Below are 15,317 nucleotides of genomic sequence, written 5' to 3'. Positions count from 1 at the left end.
AAATCCCAGTAAAAATTCCAGTGTCCGTTGTTATCCGCAGCGATTTGCCGGTCAGTCTTGCCGCAGCCACTGCACGCTGCGGCCCGCCAGCGTCGTGCAGCCGCACATGCTGCGTTCGGCGAACGGCACGTCGGCGGCAGTGTCGCACAGCATTTGCCAGCGGCCCGTCGGCAAAACAAAGTTCTGCGCGTCGGCGCCGCGATTGAACAGCAGTAGCAGCTTCCCGGCAGCGTCATCGAGCAGGCAGCCGAGCATATTTTGTTGCACGCCCGACGGCGTTGCCTGCCAGTCGTCCTGGCGCATTTCGCGTCCTTCGGCATGCAGCCAGATGACATCGCGGCGTCCACACGCCGCGGAACGGCCGGTCAACCAGGCGCGCCGGCGCAAGTGTGGCAGCCGCTTGCGCAGCGCAATCAGGCCGGCCGTAAAGTCGAACAATTCACTATCGACACGCGTCCAGTCGATCCAGGTCAGCGGATTATCCTGACAATAGGCGTTGTTGTTGCCCCGTTGCGTACGGCCAATTTCGTCACCGCCTTGCAGCATCGGTACGCCCTGCGCGGCAAACAAGGTAGCAAGCAGGGCGCGTTGCAGACGGCGTCGGCATTCGTTGACAACGGGATCGTCGCTGTCGCCTTCGACGCCGCAGTTCGACGAAAAATTATGGCTGTGGCCGTCGCGGTTGCCTTCGCCGTTCGCCGCATTGTGTTTGTGCCGGTAGCTGACCAAATCGCGCAGGGTAAAGCCGTCGTGTGCGGTGATGAAATTGATGCCCGCCTGCGGTAGCCGCCCATCATGCCGGAAAACTTCGCTCGACCCGGCCAGCCGCTGCGCCAGTGCGCCGATACCGGCCTCACCCGTCAGCCAGAAGGCGCGCACGTCGTCGCGGAAACGATCGTTCCACTCGCTCCAGCCGGGCGGGAAGCGGCCGAGCCGATAGCCATCCATGCCCAGATCCCAGGGCTCGGCAATCAGCTTGACGCGCTGGAGCACCGGGTCCTGGCGGATCGCGGCGAGAAAGGCGCTCTCGCGCGTCAGTGCCGTGGCCAGATCGAAGCGGAAGCCGTCGATGTGCATTTCCTCGACCCAGTAACGCAGTGCGTCCATGACCAGTTGCAAAACGCGCGGATGCGTGAGATTCAGCGTATTGCCGCAGCCGCTAAAATTTTCATAGCGCATCGGGTCGTCGGCCGGCAGGCGGTAGTAGCTGACGTTGTCGATGCCGCGAAAACTCAGCGTCGGGCCGGATTCGTCACTCTCGGCCGTGTGGTTGAAAACGACGTCGAGAATGATCTCAATGCCTTCCCGGTGCAGTGTCCGCACCATGGTTCGGAATTCATCAATGACCGGCTGTTCGCCGCCGGCGTAGCGTGATTCCGGTGCGAAAAAGGCCAGCGTGTTGTAGCCCCAGTAATTTTTCAGGCCGCTGCTTGCCAGTCGTGGCTCGTCGATGAAGGCGTGCACAGGCAACAATTCGAGGGCAGTGACGCCGAGCTTCTTAAAGTGCTGCAGCATGGCGGGAGAGGTGAGGCCGGCATAGGTTCCACGCTGTGCTTCGGGGACGTCGGGATGCATTTGCGTGGCGCCTTTAACGTGAATCTCATAAATCACCGAATCGGCCAGTGGAATATCAGGCGGGGCATCGTTGCCCCAATCGAAGGAAGTGGGGTCGGCGACGCGGGATGTCAGGAGGGCCCAGGCGGGAGCAGCGCCGGTGCCAGAGTCGGCCTGGAAAAGCTGCCGGTCGCCGGCCAGTTCGCGCGCATAGGGATCGAGCAGCAGGTGTTGGGGGGCAAAGCGGTTGCCGGGGACTGCCGCGCACGCTTTCCCTTCCTCCGGCCCATAGACGCGATAGCCGTAACGCAGGCCGGGACGCGCGCCGGGCAGATAGCCGTGCCAGATCTGGTCGGTTCTCCCGGGCAGCGTCAGGCGGCGTTCCTGCCCGCCGTCAAACAGACATAATTCGACGCGCGCGGCATGCGCCGAAAACAGGGCAAAATTGACGCCGGCGCCATCCCAGCGTGATCCGAGCGGCCACGGGCGGCCGGTTTCCAGCGTTTTTTCCGGTGTCTGTGTGGTCACGTGGTTCAATGCTCCCATTCAAAAATCACCGTGGCCAGTGGCGGCAAGGTCAGCGATACTGACCAGTCGCGCCCGTGCGAGGGAATATTTTCGGCATAGGCGCCGCCGAAAGGATTACCGACGTTGCTGCCGCCATAATAATGCGAGTCAGTGTTGATCCGCTCGACAAAGCGCCCCGGCCCGGGGACGCCGAGCCGGTAGTCGTGGCGGACGACCGGCGTGAAGTTGCAGACGCAGAGTACGGTGCGCGCGCGGTCACGTCCATAACGCAGAAAGGCGATGACCGAGTTGTCGGAATCGTTTGCCGAAATCCATTCGAAGCCTTGATGTTCAAAGTCGATCTCGTACAAAGCGGGCGTGTGGCGGTAGAGCTGGTTGAGGTCACGGATCAAGCGGCGCACGCCGTCGTGCATCGGGAAGTCAAGCAGGTTCCAGTCGAGCGCGCCGGCATCGTTCCATTCGTTCCACTGGGCAAATTCTCCGCCCATGAACAACAGCTTCTTGCCCGGATGGCCCCACATAAAGCCGTACAGGGCGCGCAGATTGGCGAATTTCTGCCAGTAGTCGCCCGGCATCTTGCTGATCAGCGAGCCTTTGCCGTGGACGACTTCATCGTGGGAGAGCGGCAGGACGAAGTTTTCGGTAAAAGCGTAAAGCAGGCCGAAGGTAAGCTGGTTGTGGTGATAACGGCGATGAATCGGGTCGCGCGTCATGTAGTCGAGCACATCGTGCATCCAGCCCATGTTCCATTTGTAATGAAAGCCGAGTCCGCCCATCGACGGCGGACGGCTGACTGACGGCCAGGCGGTCGATTCCTCGGCGTAAGTGGCTGCGCCGGGACATTCCTGACCGATGACTTCATTCATGCGGCGCAAGAAATGCACGGCTTCCAGATTTTCGCGGCCGCCGAAGGCGTTGGGAATCCACTCGCCTTCCTTGCGGCTGTAGTCGCGGTAGAGCATTGAGGCAACGGCGTCGACGCGCAGACCGTCGATGCCGTAACGCTCGATCCAGAACAGGGCGTTGCCGGTCAGGAAATTGAAGACCTCGCGGCGGCCGAAGTTGTAGATCAATGTGCCCCAGTCCTGATGCCTGCCTTCACGCGGGTCGGCGTGCTCGTAGAGCGCCTGTCCGTCAAAGCGCGCCAGGCCGTGGGCGTCGCTTGGAAAATGCGCGGGCACCCAGTCAACGATGACTTGCAGTCCGGCGGCATGGCAGGCGGCGACAAAATCGCGGAAGCCTTGCGGTGAGCCAAAGCGCGCGGTCGGCGCGTAAAGCCCCAGCGGCTGATAGCCCCAGGAGCCGTCGAACGGATGTTCCGACACGGGCAGCAGTTCGAGATGGGTGAAGCCGAGGTCGGCTGCGTAGGGAATCAGGCGTTGCGCCATTTCCTGCCAGTCGAGAAAACCGCCGTCGCTGTTACGCTGCCAGGAACCGAGATGCACTTCGTAGATCGAGACCGGTTGGTCGAGGCGCGTTTCCTGATGCTGACGCGGCGCGGGCGGCGGCATATGGGTGACGATGGAAGCGGTGGCCGGGCGCAGCTCGGCGGCAAAACCGTAGGGGTCGGCCTTGTGCGGCATGATTTCGCCGCTGCGCGCGCGGATCTCATACTTGTAGCGCGCGCCGACATCGATACCGGGGAGGAAGATTTCCCAAACACCGCATTCCGGTCGCTGGCGCATCGGGTGGCGGCGACTGTCCCAGGTATTGAAATCGCCGACGACGCTGACGCGTTGGGCGTCCGGCGCCCAGACGGCGAAGGCGACGCCGTCGACGCCATCGATCTGGCACGGGTGTGCGCCAAGCCGTTCAAAAGGGCGAAGATGGGAGCCTTCGGCCAGCAGCCAAACGTCCATCTCGCCCAGCACAGGCGGGAAGCGGTACGGATCGTCGGCTTCCTGAACGCCGCCGGGCCAAACGATGCGCAGGCGATAGCGTGGCGGTGCGGCGTCGCCGGCGGCGGGCCGCGCCGGTATTTGCGCCTCGAACAGGCCTGAAAAAGCGCCGAAAGGTTCGATTTCGCGCTGCTTCAGCTCGACCAGAAACTGGCCGCTCTCCGCGTCGATCGCGTACACGGCGTCGGCGCCCGGCTGCAGGGTTCGCAGCCATAAGCACCCCTCGGCATCTTTGTGCGGCCCCAGAACAGCGAATGGGTCGCCGTGTTCGGCGCGGCAAAGCGCCAGCGCTTCGTCCTTGTTCAGCATGCTCGCTCTCCCGATGGTTGGTGAGGATTGGCCTCAGACGGGTTGAAAACTTGAATGCGGTGGCATTCGTTCATTCGGGTTTCAGGGCTGCGGCCAGATCCCAGGTCTCGGTCGCATATTCGCGGATGGTGCGGTCGGAGGAGAATATGCCCATCCCGGCCACGTTGAGAATGGCCTTGCGCTGCCATTCGTCCGACGAACGGTAAAGCGCACCGACGCGTTGCTGCGTTTCCATGTAACTGGCGAAATCGGCGAGCAGCTGGTAGTGGTCGCCGTAATTGACCAGCGAATTGAAGATGTCGTGGTAGCGCTTACGGTCGTTCGGCGCGAAATAGCCGCCGTCGATCTTGTTCAGCGTTTCGTTGAGTGCCGGGTCATTCTGGTAGATGGCGCGCGGGTCATAACCCTCGCGGCGCAGCGCTTCGACCTGCGCGGCACTGTTGCCGAAGATAAAGATGTTGTCGGCGCCGACCTGATCGCGGATTTCGATGTTGGCGCCGTCCTCGGTGCCGATGGTCAGCGCGCCGTTGAGCGCGAATTTCATGTTGCCGGTGCCGGAAGCCTCGGTGCCGGCGGTGGAAATCTGTTCCGACAGGTTGGCCGCCGGAATGATGATTTCGGCCAGGGAAACGCCGTAGTTCGGCACGAAAACGACTTTCAGGCGGTCACGCACGCGCGCATCGTTATTGACGACGTTGGCTACGTCATGAATCAGGTGAATGATGCTCTTAGCCATGGCGTAGGACGACGCGGCCTTGCCGGCGAAGATGACGCAGCGCGGCGGCGCATCGTCGGCGATGCCGTGAATGATGGCGTTGTAGTGGGAGATGACGTGCAGCACGTTGAGCAGTTGCCGCTTGTATTCGTGGATGCGCTTGATCTGTACGTCGAACAGCGCGTCGGGGTCGAGCGTGATGTCCAGCTCGCGTTTGATGTATTCGGCCAGACGCAGCTTGTTTGCCCGTTTGACGGCGGCAAAGTCACTGCGGAACTGGGCGTCGTCGGCCGCCGAACGCAGCGCGGACAGGCGGTCGAGATGCAGCCGCCAGCCGGGACCGCCCAGCCGCTGATCGAGCAGGGCGGCAAGGCCGGGGTTGGCCTGCGCCAGCCAGCGGCGCGGCGTGACGCCGTTGGTCTTGTTGTCGAAGCGGTCGGGATAGAGGCGGGCAAAGTCGGCGAAGATGGTTTGCACCATCAGGTCGGAATGCAGCTTCGAGACGCCATTGACGCGGTGACTGCCGACGATGGAAAGATTGGCCATCCGCACGCGCCTGTTGTTGGCATCGCCGCTGGTATCGTCGATCAGGGAAACGCGGCGGATCAGCTCGATATCACCGGGGAAGCGCTGTTCGACCTCGCTGAGAAACTCCTGATTGATACGGTAAATGATGCGCATGTGACGCGGCAGCAGGTACTGCATCAGGCCGACTGGCCAGGTCTCCAGCGCTTCGGGCATCAGCGTGTGGTTGGTGTAGGAGAAAATGCGCTGGCATTGCTCCCAGGCGTGCGCCCAGAGGATGCCGTGCTCGTCGCAGAGCAGGCGCATCAGCTCGGCGATGCTGATGGCCGGGTGCGTATCGTTGAGGTGAATGGCGACTTTGTCGGCGAGGTTGTTGAGGTTGCCGTACTCTTCCAGATGATTCTGGAGAATGTCCTGCAGTGAGGCCGAGACGAAGAAATATTCTTGACGCAGCCGCAGTTCGCGGCCGGCGGCGGTGCTGTCGTTCGGATAGAGCACCCAGGAAATGTTTTCGAAGCGGTTCTTGAATTCGGCGGCGCGGCCGTAGTCGCCGGAATTGAAGGCATTCAGGTCTATCTGCGCCGGTGCGCCCGCCTTCCATAGGCGCAGGGTGCTGACGCGCTCGGTGCCGTGGCCGGGAATCACGTAATCGTAGGCGCGCGCTTCAACGGATTCGGCGGCGTTCCATTCCGCCCACTCGCCGTAATGTTCCTCTGTTCCGCCAAAATGCACCGTATAAACGGTACCGGGACGGAAGAATTCCCATGGTGCGCCTTCCGTCAACCAGGCATCGGGCCGCTCGACCTGCATACCGTTGACGATGGACTGCGCGAACATGCCGTATTCGTAACGCATGCCGTAGCCCCATGACGGCAGTTCCAGCGTTGCCATCGAGTCGAGGAAGCAAGCGGCGAGGCGGCCAAGACCGCCGTTACCAAGCGCGGCATCCGGTTCGCATTCGAGCGCGTCGGCGAGCGAGGGTCCGCCGGGTTCGGAGAATGCGGCCTCCGCCTGCTCGTGCAGACCCAGCGCTGAGAGCGCATTGTTCAGCGCGCGGCCGATCAGGAATTCCATCGATAGGTAGTAGATGCGTCGCGCCTGGTTCTCGCGGTCTTCAATCTGTGTTTTGACCCAGCGCCTGGAAAGCTGCTCGCGGGCGACGTGGGTAAGTGCGCGATACCGCTCCTTGTCGTTTGCCGTCGCTGGATCGGCAGCGACCACATTGAGCAGTTTGTCATTGACGCGTTCGAGGAAGCCGGATGCTTTATCGGCGATATTTTGGCTGGACATAATGAGTTTCTCGCTAAGACAGGCTGAAATCGAGTGGAAGAAAGTAGAGGGGATTTTACGGCAAGCCCTGCATTTGACGAAACGCGCGCTGCGTATCCGTGTGGGTGTCACAGTGTATCGGCGGGGTTCCGATGCGCTGCCGGCAGACGCCTTTGGAGCCCGCGTCAATAGGGCGTTTCCAAACGTCTCCTCTGAAGCCCGCGTGAACAGGGCGCCTCAGAAGGCAAAAAGAAGATGCGCTGAGAGCCACGCAAACAGGCCAGAAAACATAAAATGCCCTGAAGTCCTTTAAATACGAGGGGCGCAGGGCATCAAAAAACATAAACTGGAACACCGTGCCCGGCCAGCCTTCTGAAACCAGCATGGATAAAGAAGTTCCAGTCAGATGCCTCTGGAATCCTTATAAATAAAGGGCTGGCGGGTAGGCGCCTCTGAAACCCGTGTGAATAAAGGACTTCCGGGCAGGGTTCCCGGAACGCCCTGTTTACAAGGGCTTCAGGGCGCCCCTTGGAAACATCCGTAAATATAGGCGCTCCAGGCAGCTCTTCTGAGGTTTCCTGCTCCGGCGCTGCGGGTCGGCTATTCGCCGCTGATCAGCTCGCGCAGATCGGCCGTGGCGAGCGCGCCGAATTCCGGGTCGAGCACATAATCGACGATGCGGGCGGCGGCTTCGGCAGGCGGAGTCAGCAGGCCGTTGCGTTTGAGTTTCTGGAATTTTTTCAGCATGGGGAAACTCGTTTCGGACAGGCCGCGAATTTCCGCCTGCATATCCGTATCGATGACGCCGGGCGCCAGGCTGCAAATGCGGCGGTCGTCGCGGTTCCCCGCCGCAACGGCGCGCGCGTGCTGGTCGAGCGCCGCCTTGGTTGCGCCGTAGATCGACCAGCCGGGGTAGGCGAAGCGCGCCGCGCCGCTGGAGATGTGCAAAATGCGCAGTTCTCCGTCGTGCCGCTGCGCCAGCGCCGCCGCAAGCATCAACGGCGCGCCGACATTCAGCGCGACGGCCTGGCCGATGGCTGCGGGATTCTGGCTGTCCAGCGAGCCGACCGGGCCGAGCACGCCGGCATTGTTGATCAGAATCAGGGCGCTGGCATCGGCACAGAACAGGTCGAGCGCCTCGCCGTCGAGCCATGCCGCCAGCGCGCCGGTATCCGCCAGGTCGATGCGCTGCTGGCGCAATAGCTCCGGAAAACGTGCCGCCAGCGCGGTATTTTCTTGGCGCGCACAGGCCAGCACGGGAATGCCGCGTTGCAGGAGCGCCTCGGCCACCGCGGCGCCCAGACCGCGCGAATGCCCCGTGACCAGGGCTTTCAACGCATGCATGTGATCTCCTTCCTGTCTTTCTCGTTGTCGTTTCGTTTCTTCGCGTTGCCATCATGCCAGAGCTTGCCGCACACTGCCAAGCCTTGATTGATGATTCGCAGCACATTTCTGGCGATCCGCGGGCTTCCCTATAATGTCGGCATGACGCCCCCCCGTTTTTATTGCCCCGCACCCCTGCGGCCCGGCACGACCCTTGATTTGCCTGAGGCGCAGGCCCGTCACGCCTGCCGTGTCCTGCGTCTGCGCGAAGGAGATGCGCTGACGCTGTTTGACGGCCGGGGCGGCGAATATCGGGGACGTATCGTTTCTGCCGGGCGCGCGCGCGTTTGCGTCGACGTGCTGGCATGGCTCGACTGCGAACGTGAATCGCATTTGCCGGTGACCTTGATCCAGGCGCTGCAAACGGGCGACAAAATGGACGCTACCGTGCAGAAGGCGGTCGAACTGGGCGTGGCGCGCATTGTGCCGGTGCGCTCGCATCGCAGCGTGCTGCGCCTGGACGGCGAACGCGCCGCGCGCCGGGTCGCGCATTGGCGCGCGGTGGTCGCGGCGGCGTGTGAGCAGTGCGGCCGCAATCGTTTGCCGGTTGTGGAGGAAATTACTGATCTTGATGCCTGGCTGACGCAGCGGCCCATGTCGCCTGCCTCGGCGGAATTGCCTGCGTTGCGCCTGTGCCTGTCGCCGGCTGCGGATGCGGCTTTGTCGACGTTGATGCCGCCTGCGCCGGGGAGGTGCGTCGATCTGCTGATCGGTGCGGAAGGCGGGCTGGATGCGGAAGAGATGGCCTTGGCTGCCGACGCCGGCTTCCGCGCCGTTCGGCTCGGGCCGCGCGTGCTGCGTACGGAAACGGCTGGGATGGCGGCGGTGGCTGCTATTCAGGCGCTATGGGGCGATTGGGCCTCGGGATGCGCCGCTTGATGAGCGATTGATGGCTGTACAGGCACGCCGCCGCGCATGCCCCGCTTGCGGTCGGTAGAGTGTGCGGCGGTGGCTGACAAGGCGTCAGGACGGATGCCGCTCAATTCCAGCGCGTACCCGGCATATACCTAGCATATACCCAGCGCATGCCGCTGCTTTTCCCGCTTTCCGCCGGGGCTGCGCCGTGGCATGCCGTGTCGGCGCGTGTCGGCAATGCGACGGCGGCAGACGGCGCGCTGGCCAAAACTATTGCGCACCGGCCGGCGGTGCGTCAGGATTTCGCCTGGTGTTTGCGGCGGCAGAAGGTTCGGGTCGGTGCGAGTGTTATCCGCCTTCGTGATCGACGGGGAAGGCGCTGCAAAGCGCGTCTGGAATCAGAAAATTAACCGGAAGTTTGCTGGCAAGCCGACGTACATCGGCGCCCGCTTTTCCGGCTGGCAAGGAGTGGTGATGCGATGACCGAATATTCGGGAAACGCTCAGTTCGTTTCGTTGTTTCGCGCGGTGGCGCCCTATATCAATCTGTTTCGCGGCAAAACGTTTGTCGTCGCCTTTGGCGGCCGCGCAATCGCCGGTCCGTTTGCGCGGGCGCTGGCCTATGATGCGAATCTGTTGGCGGCGCTGGGCGTACATCTGGTGCTGGTGCATGGCGCGCGCCCGCAGATCGAGGAGGAACTGCGCGAGAAAGGCATGGAATCGAAATTCCACGACGGTTGCCGGGTGACTGACGCCGTGACGCTCGATTGCGTGATCGATGCCGTCGGCAGTGTTTATCTGGAAATTGAGGCCTTGCTTTCGCAGGGACTGCCGGATACGCCGATGGCCAACAGCCGGATGCGCGTGATCGGCGGCAATTACCTCGTGGCCAAGCCGCTGGGCGTGATCGACGGCGTCGATATGCAGTATGCCGGCAGCGTGCGCAAGGTCGATGCCGAAGGGATCAAGGCGCAGCTGCGTATCGGCAATATCGTTGCCGTATCGCCGATCGGCGTGAGTCCGACGGGTGAGATTTTCAATCTGTCGATGGAGGAGGTGGCAGAGGCGACGGCCATTGCCATCGGCGCGGACAAGCTGATTTTTCTTTCCGACAGCCAGGGCGTGACGAATCGCCAGGGCGAGCTGCTTGATGAACTGACGGTCGATGCGGCCGAGCGCGTCATGGCAGAAGGCGACTGGCTTTCGCCCGATGTCCGCCGTTATCTGCCGGCGGCCGTGCGCGCCAGCCGGGCGGGGGTCGGGCGCGTGCACCTGATCAGTTATGCCGAAGACGGCACGCTGCTGCGCGAACTGTTTTCGCGCGACGGTGTGGGCACCATCATCACTCGTGAGTCGCTGGAAATCCTGCGCGATGCGCGGCCGGACGATATCGGCGGCCTGATCGCCCTGATCGAACCGATGGAAGACGCCGGCATTCTTGTGCGCCGCTCGCGCGAGCTGCTCGAACGCGAGATTTCCCGTTTTTCGGTCGTTGAGCACGACGGCATGATCGTCGGTTCTGCCGCACTCTATCCCTATGGCGACGATCAGGCCGAGCTGGCGTGCCTGGCGGTGCATCCGGACTTTAGACGCTGGGGGTATGGCGAAAAACTGCTCCGGCGCATTGAGGCGCGCGCGCGCGCCGTGGGTATCCGCCGCCTGTTTGTCCTGACGACAGTCACCTCGCACTGGTTCCGCGAACGCGGTTTCGTTGAGCAGTCGGTCGAAGATCTGCCGGAGGAAAAACGGCTGATGTACAACCTGCAACGCCGCTCCAAAGTCTTTTCTAAGGCACTGTAGGCCGCGTGGTTTCTGGCGGCCAGCAGCGCGCTACAATCCTGCCATTGCCGATTGACGGCCTTTTCATGGTCTTTCTTTACGGCTTTTTTGTCCGTCGGTTTATTTTTGATGCAAGGGAGTGCGATTCATGGCAAGAATGGTGAAATGCGTCAAACTCGGCTGCGAGGCCGAAGGGCTGGCCGCGCCGCCTTATCCGGGGGAACTCGGCAAGCGTATCTATGAGCATGTTTCCCAGGAAGCGTGGCAGCAGTGGGTGCGCATGCAGACGATGATCATCAATGAAAACCACCTGAATCTGGCCAATGCCGCGCACCGCAAGTACCTGGCCGAGCAGCTCGAAAAACACTTTTTCGGCGAAGGCGCGGACAAATTGCAGGGATACGTGCCGCCGCAGCAATAAACTGGCGGATCAGGCGGCGCGGCGGTCGTAGTGCAGCAGTGCAGCGGCGGCCGAACGCCGCCAATCGTGCGGGTGTTGCCTGTAGACCATCCGATGGCGCACCGCCCGCCGCGTGCTTCGGCGTTTGTTTGGCGCCTTGCGTTTTTATCCGCCCAGGGTGACGACACCCTTGTCGGTGCCCATCAGGCAGACATCGGCTGGGCGGCGCGCAAACAGCCCGCTGGCGACGATGCCGACGATATGGTCAAGCGCAGTTTCCAGGCTGACGGGGTCAGCGATGTGCAGGCCATGCACGTCGAGAATGATATTGCCGTTGTCGGTGACAAAACCTTCGCGCAGCGTCGGACGCCCGCCCAGGCGCATCAATTCGCGGGCAACCTGCGCGCGCGCCATAGGAATGACCTCAATCGGCAGCGGGAATCTGCCCAGTGTGTCGACGGATTTTGAGCTGTCGACGATGCAGACGAATTTTGCGGTGACCGCAGCGATAATTTTTTCCCGCGTCAATGCGCCGCCGCCGCCCTTGATCATGTGCAGTTGTGGCGTAATTTCATCGGCGCCGTCGATGTAGACAGGCAGGTCGTCGATGTCATTGAGGTCATAGACCTTGATGCCGTAGGCTTCGAGGCGGCGGCGGGTATCTTCCGAACTGGCAACCGCGCCGGCGATTTTGTCCTTGATGCCGGCCAGGGCATCAATGAAGCAGCGCGCCGTCGATCCCGTGCCGACACCGACAATGCGCCCTGCTACAACGTAATCAAGCGCTGCGCGTGCGGCAGCCCGTTTGAGATCATCCTGTCCCATGACATTTATGGCGAACCCGCCCCGTCGGTAAAGAGGTGCGGTCATTGTATAGCGGAGCCTGCGCGCAGGCTATACGATGGGTCCGTTGATGGGGATAGACCTGGTTTTCTCCGTGGCATTGCCGGCATGTTAATTTCTCCGCTGCTCCTTTTTGCCGCATGTGCAACCGTTGCAACCGTTGTAGTTTGCCAGCGTCCCGTGGGCTTCCGCCTGCAGCGGCGGTGTCTGGCGATACAATGGGCGCGTATCAGGCATATCAGGTGTATCGGAGCGATGGCGAGTCATGGCGTCGTCGTTGCTCTCCGCACATCAATCCGGCTGAAAGGAAGCGCGTGTCAGAAGAAAGCCCATTCAAAGGAAAATCCGGTGTTCAGCGTCTCTGGAATGCCTGCCGCTATTCCGCCGACGGCCTGCGCCAAGCCTGGCGCAGCGAAGCGGCTTTCCGTCAGGAAGCACTGCTCGTCGCGGTGCTCGTCCCCTTGAGCTTTTTCCTACCGGTCGGCGGTATCGGCCGCGGATTGATGATCTTCAGCGTATTGCTCATTCTGATTGTCGAACTGCTCAATTCGGCGATCGAGGCCGCCATCGACCGGATTTCCCTGGAACGGCATCCGCTCGCCAAGCGCGCCAAGGATGCGGGCAGCGCCGCCGTATTGTTCTCGCTCGTCAATGCGGCGGTGGTTTGGGCGTGCGTGCTGCTCGACTGAACATATGGGTCAGGATTCAGTAGAGGGAGCCAATGGTCGGCATTAGTCGCTTTTTCCCGTATCCCAAACATATAACGGTCAGTCATTTTGACTCTTCTGCCCAAGGTACACATTACACATGGGCGGCGTATCTGTTTAGATATGCCTGAGAATATGTTCATAATCTCCATAAAATATCGGCATGAACAGAAAGGCCTGACCGAGCGATATGCGTCGCACACAATTTAAGCACCTCCTTCACTGCTGGAAAGTGCCGGCAGGCGCACGGCAGAGTGGATTTACGCGATGTCTGTGCCATCCTTATCTTTAGCGCACTGGCCGCGCCTGGCGCGCCTTGCCGGGCAATTTCCCCAAATGGCGTACGGTCCGTCCCTACTTCCAGAGAGGGATCGGGTCTCGCGAGAATAGCATCAGCCTCCTTGAGGAAGCGTTAAAAAATCAGGTTGCCGCAGCGCGCCTCAAACAGGGAGGCAATGAAAAAAACCGCCTTGCTGATCGTTGATGCGCAAAGCGTGAAGAACACCGATGCCGCAGGGGAAAAAGGCTACGATGCAGGCAAGAAAGTTAGCGGCATCAAGCGACATATCGCGGTTGACACGCAGGGTTTTCTACATGCCGTTGTGGTCATGACAACCGATGTTACCGACAGGAAAGGTTGCCTGGCGGTACTGGAACGCAGTCGGGATAAGATCGGCGCAGTGAAAGGTCCTTGCCGATGGCGGCCGCGATGTGTTTGCGGACTGGCGCGATAGGAAGGACGGTCAGGTGAAGATCGCCATTGACCGGCGCATTTACCGGGTAAAGCTTAGCAACTTCGGTGATTACAAACCATGCAGGGAAAGGGTGTGGAAGCTTCGTATTGACACAAGTTCAGGCTACAGGCCGTGCGAACCGTAATCTTGTTGCTCTGCAGCGGCGTACAGTTGGTGGCGGAAGTAGTGGTAGTTGTGGAGGAATGGTTGGCGACACAAATGCACGTTCACAAATACGGTGCTGGTGGTGGAGTACTTGATCCGAGTATCCCCCGGCAAGGCCAAGAGTACTGACTACATCAACCCGTACTGTAGTGACCTAGGGCAGGCGTTCTATATTTCTGACCAGTACATGTCGCCAAGCCGTCTATGATTTTCTTGTTAAACCAGAGCTTTTGGGTAGCAAACGTTTTGTCACATTATTATGCGCCAATACAGCGGTAGCTTTGTTTATCCAACAAGCCCGTTTTCTTACTAATCGAAAATTCCAGACCATAACGCCACACAGTTTCATCTTTCTCTTGTGAAAGCATAAAGCGAGCAAGCCATTTTTCTTTTTCCGGCATATCCTGCACGTTGACCGTAAGGCGGTTATTCATATCTTCATTCATGTAGGCCATTAGTCCAGCAATATATTGTCCCAAGTTCTTATCTTCTTCCGAAGTGCCAACACTTTTGCAGCTGGGGTGAATGCTCAAAGGAATGGCATGACTAGCAAATACCATTGCAATAACCTCTTGGTCAGACGGTTTGCTTCTTATGCAGGAAGGGCAGGATATCTGATCTTTCACTGAAGAAGTGGCCAATACCGGAGTTGAACATATTGCTAATGCGAAAAAAACTTTTTTATACATTATCAAATTCTCCTGCAAACTGTGCTTCAGGTGGCAGACTCCCCCAGAAAAGCGAGTTGTATGGACTTCTATAATGATTTGAAAACTCATTGAGCGCTTGTTTGATAACTTTATCTTTAGTGTTGGAATAATGCCATATATAGCCTTGGCAAAAAATTCCAATATGCTTTCTTGGGATATTATCCATACGCTTACTCCCCAAATTTACATGATTGGCTGCCGTAATGAAAATAAAACACTGTGTGACATCATTAGGTTTTTCATCCCAATTTCCTACTTCAGGGCAGTGCGAGAAAAGCTCTTGAACACGCAAGCTTGCTGCCAGTTTAGCACCATGTGACATTGTGGCGCATGTGGTGCCATAGTTTATTTTGAGTGCATGCGATACAAAGTGAGCGCAATGATTATCGGAATCAGATATATATCCAGTCCTGCCACAAAAATACGAAATATGTTTTCCTAAATATTTATCAAGTTGTGTCGAATTTAAAATCATATTTTATTTACCTTAAGAATGTAATGCTCACGTATATAGTATGAAAAAAGTTGACTGTATCAGTTAAGAAAAAGTACTTCATAACCCCCTCCTTTTTAAAGTTTAAGAATTGGGTATATTTAGCCCATCAATATTAAGTAAATTTTACTATTGACTAAATTGACAGACATGCAACAGATGCAGACATCTTTGCCTTCTCTGCCCAGGGCAGATATGAGCTAGCCGGGCAATATTTCTTTAGATGTTGCGATTATACGCCATTGATTTCTCTTGTTCAGAAATATTTTTATTGCTTTTTGTCACTTTATGGTTTTAGAAACACCACCTGAGCCGGTTCATAGTTTCTTCACCTTCTTGTTCGATCTGCTCTTTGCCTTCACCGAATATCCAGTTGGCTCTTTTTTTAACTGCTGCTCCTGCGATGCGTCTGCCAACACCGGGGATGGCCGTTCTTACCATATCCCCGGCT

General features: G+C 59.3%; 12 protein-coding genes and 1 pseudogene. 6 read left to right on the top strand and 7 right to left on the bottom strand.

All coding sequences use genetic code 11. The features are described 5' to 3' along the window. Positions 1-51: 51 nt before the first annotated feature. The 4 genes from glgX to ABCS64_RS09575 form a co-directional block, all read right to left on the bottom strand. Positions 52-2,082 carry a glycogen debranching protein GlgX gene (glgX, locus tag ABCS64_RS09590; protein ID WP_418891617.1) on the bottom strand — a complete coding sequence of 677 codons (2,031 nt, stop codon included), beginning with the start codon at positions 2,080-2,082 and terminating at the stop codon, positions 52-54. Between the two features lie 5 nt (positions 2,083-2,087). Next, on the bottom strand, positions 2,088-4,289 hold the full coding sequence (gene glgB / locus ABCS64_RS09585; RefSeq protein ID WP_418891616.1) for a 1,4-alpha-glucan branching protein GlgB: 2,202 nt from the start codon (positions 4,287-4,289) through the stop codon (positions 2,088-2,090). 70 nt (positions 4,290-4,359) lie between these two features. Further along, positions 4,360-6,819 (bottom strand): glycogen/starch/alpha-glucan phosphorylase, encoded by a 2,460-nt coding sequence (locus tag ABCS64_RS09580; RefSeq protein WP_418891615.1) that lies wholly within the window; start codon positions 6,817-6,819, stop codon positions 4,360-4,362. 579 nt (positions 6,820-7,398) lie between these two features. Continuing rightward, positions 7,399-8,142 (bottom strand): SDR family oxidoreductase, encoded by a 744-nt coding sequence (locus ABCS64_RS09575; RefSeq protein ID WP_418891614.1) that lies wholly within the window; start codon positions 8,140-8,142, stop codon positions 7,399-7,401. Positions 8,143-8,232: 90 nt separating this feature from the next. On the opposite strand from ABCS64_RS09575, the gene ABCS64_RS09570 reads away from it, so the two are divergent. From ABCS64_RS09570 to ABCS64_RS09555, 4 genes are all read left to right on the top strand, one after another. Further along, entirely contained in the window at positions 8,233-9,060 is an 828-nt protein-coding gene (locus tag ABCS64_RS09570; RefSeq protein ID WP_418891613.1) for a 16S rRNA (uracil(1498)-N(3))-methyltransferase, read from the top strand. Positions 9,061-9,206: 146 nt separating this feature from the next. Further along, a complete protein-coding gene (locus ABCS64_RS09565; protein ID WP_418891612.1) occupies positions 9,207-9,446 on the top strand; it encodes a hypothetical protein in 240 nt (79 codons plus the stop codon). A 69-nt stretch (positions 9,447-9,515) separates the two neighbouring features. Next, positions 9,516-10,835, top strand: a complete 1,320-nt coding sequence (argA, locus tag ABCS64_RS09560; RefSeq protein ID WP_418891611.1) for an amino-acid N-acetyltransferase — start codon at positions 9,516-9,518, stop codon at positions 10,833-10,835. Between the two features lie 127 nt (positions 10,836-10,962). Then, positions 10,963-11,235 (top strand): oxidative damage protection protein, encoded by a 273-nt coding sequence (locus ABCS64_RS09555; RefSeq protein WP_418891610.1) that lies wholly within the window; start codon positions 10,963-10,965, stop codon positions 11,233-11,235. Positions 11,236-11,379: 144 nt separating this feature from the next. Here ABCS64_RS09555 and rpiA read toward each other — a convergent pair whose 3' ends face one another. Further along, positions 11,380-12,039, bottom strand: a complete 660-nt coding sequence (gene rpiA, locus ABCS64_RS09550; RefSeq protein WP_418891609.1) for a ribose-5-phosphate isomerase RpiA — start codon at positions 12,037-12,039, stop codon at positions 11,380-11,382. Positions 12,040-12,371: 332 nt separating this feature from the next. On the opposite strand from rpiA, the gene ABCS64_RS09545 reads away from it, so the two are divergent. Both ABCS64_RS09545 and ABCS64_RS09540 read left to right on the top strand, forming a co-directional pair. Beyond that, entirely contained in the window at positions 12,372-12,746 is a 375-nt protein-coding gene (locus ABCS64_RS09545; protein WP_418891608.1) for a diacylglycerol kinase, read from the top strand. 208 nt (positions 12,747-12,954) lie between these two features. Further along, positions 12,955-13,450 (top strand): annotated as a pseudogene (locus tag ABCS64_RS09540) (transposase); the annotation flags it as partial. Positions 13,451-13,920: 470 nt separating this feature from the next. On the opposite strand, the gene ABCS64_RS09535 reads toward ABCS64_RS09540, so the two are convergent. Next, positions 13,921-14,352: a hypothetical protein gene (locus ABCS64_RS09535; protein ID WP_418891607.1), complete on the bottom strand. Its 432-nt coding sequence runs from the start codon at positions 14,350-14,352 to the stop codon at positions 13,921-13,923. Further along, positions 14,345-14,848 (bottom strand): hypothetical protein, encoded by a 504-nt coding sequence (locus ABCS64_RS09530; protein ID WP_418891606.1) that lies wholly within the window; start codon positions 14,846-14,848, stop codon positions 14,345-14,347. Before ABCS64_RS09530 ends, ABCS64_RS09535 begins: the two co-directional genes overlap by 8 nt. Between the last annotated feature and the right edge of the window lie 469 nt (positions 14,849-15,317).

The sequence above is a fragment of the Dentiradicibacter hellwigii genome (assembly GCF_041770905.1).
In the GTDB taxonomy this organism is placed as follows: Bacteria; Pseudomonadota; Gammaproteobacteria; order Burkholderiales; family Rhodocyclaceae; genus Propionivibrio; species Propionivibrio hellwigii.
The sequence above is the reverse complement of the archived record's forward strand: the minus strand, read 5'-3'. Positions and strand labels throughout refer to the sequence as shown.

Excerpts from the sequence above, each read along its gene's own strand:
- ABCS64_RS09565 (WP_418891612.1), top strand. The coding sequence starts at position 9,207 with ATGCCGCTGCTTTTCCCGCTTTCCGCCGGGGCTGCGCCGTGGCATGCC.
- ABCS64_RS09530 (WP_418891606.1), bottom strand. The coding sequence starts at position 14,848 with ATGATTTTAAATTCGACACAACTTGATAAATATTTAGGAAAACATATT.
- ABCS64_RS09575 (WP_418891614.1), bottom strand. The coding sequence starts at position 8,142 with ATGCATGCGTTGAAAGCCCTGGTCACGGGGCATTCGCGCGGTCTGGGC.
- ABCS64_RS09580 (WP_418891615.1), bottom strand. The coding sequence starts at position 6,819 with ATGTCCAGCCAAAATATCGCCGATAAAGCATCCGGCTTCCTCGAACGC.
- ABCS64_RS09555 (WP_418891610.1), top strand. The coding sequence starts at position 10,963 with ATGGCAAGAATGGTGAAATGCGTCAAACTCGGCTGCGAGGCCGAAGGG.
- ABCS64_RS09535 (WP_418891607.1), bottom strand. The coding sequence starts at position 14,352 with ATGTATAAAAAAGTTTTTTTCGCATTAGCAATATGTTCAACTCCGGTA.
- argA (WP_418891611.1), top strand. The coding sequence starts at position 9,516 with ATGACCGAATATTCGGGAAACGCTCAGTTCGTTTCGTTGTTTCGCGCG.
- rpiA (WP_418891609.1), bottom strand. The coding sequence starts at position 12,039 with ATGGGACAGGATGATCTCAAACGGGCTGCCGCACGCGCAGCGCTTGAT.
- glgB (WP_418891616.1), bottom strand. The coding sequence starts at position 4,289 with ATGCTGAACAAGGACGAAGCGCTGGCGCTTTGCCGCGCCGAACACGGC.
- ABCS64_RS09570 (WP_418891613.1), top strand. The coding sequence starts at position 8,233 with ATGATTCGCAGCACATTTCTGGCGATCCGCGGGCTTCCCTATAATGTC.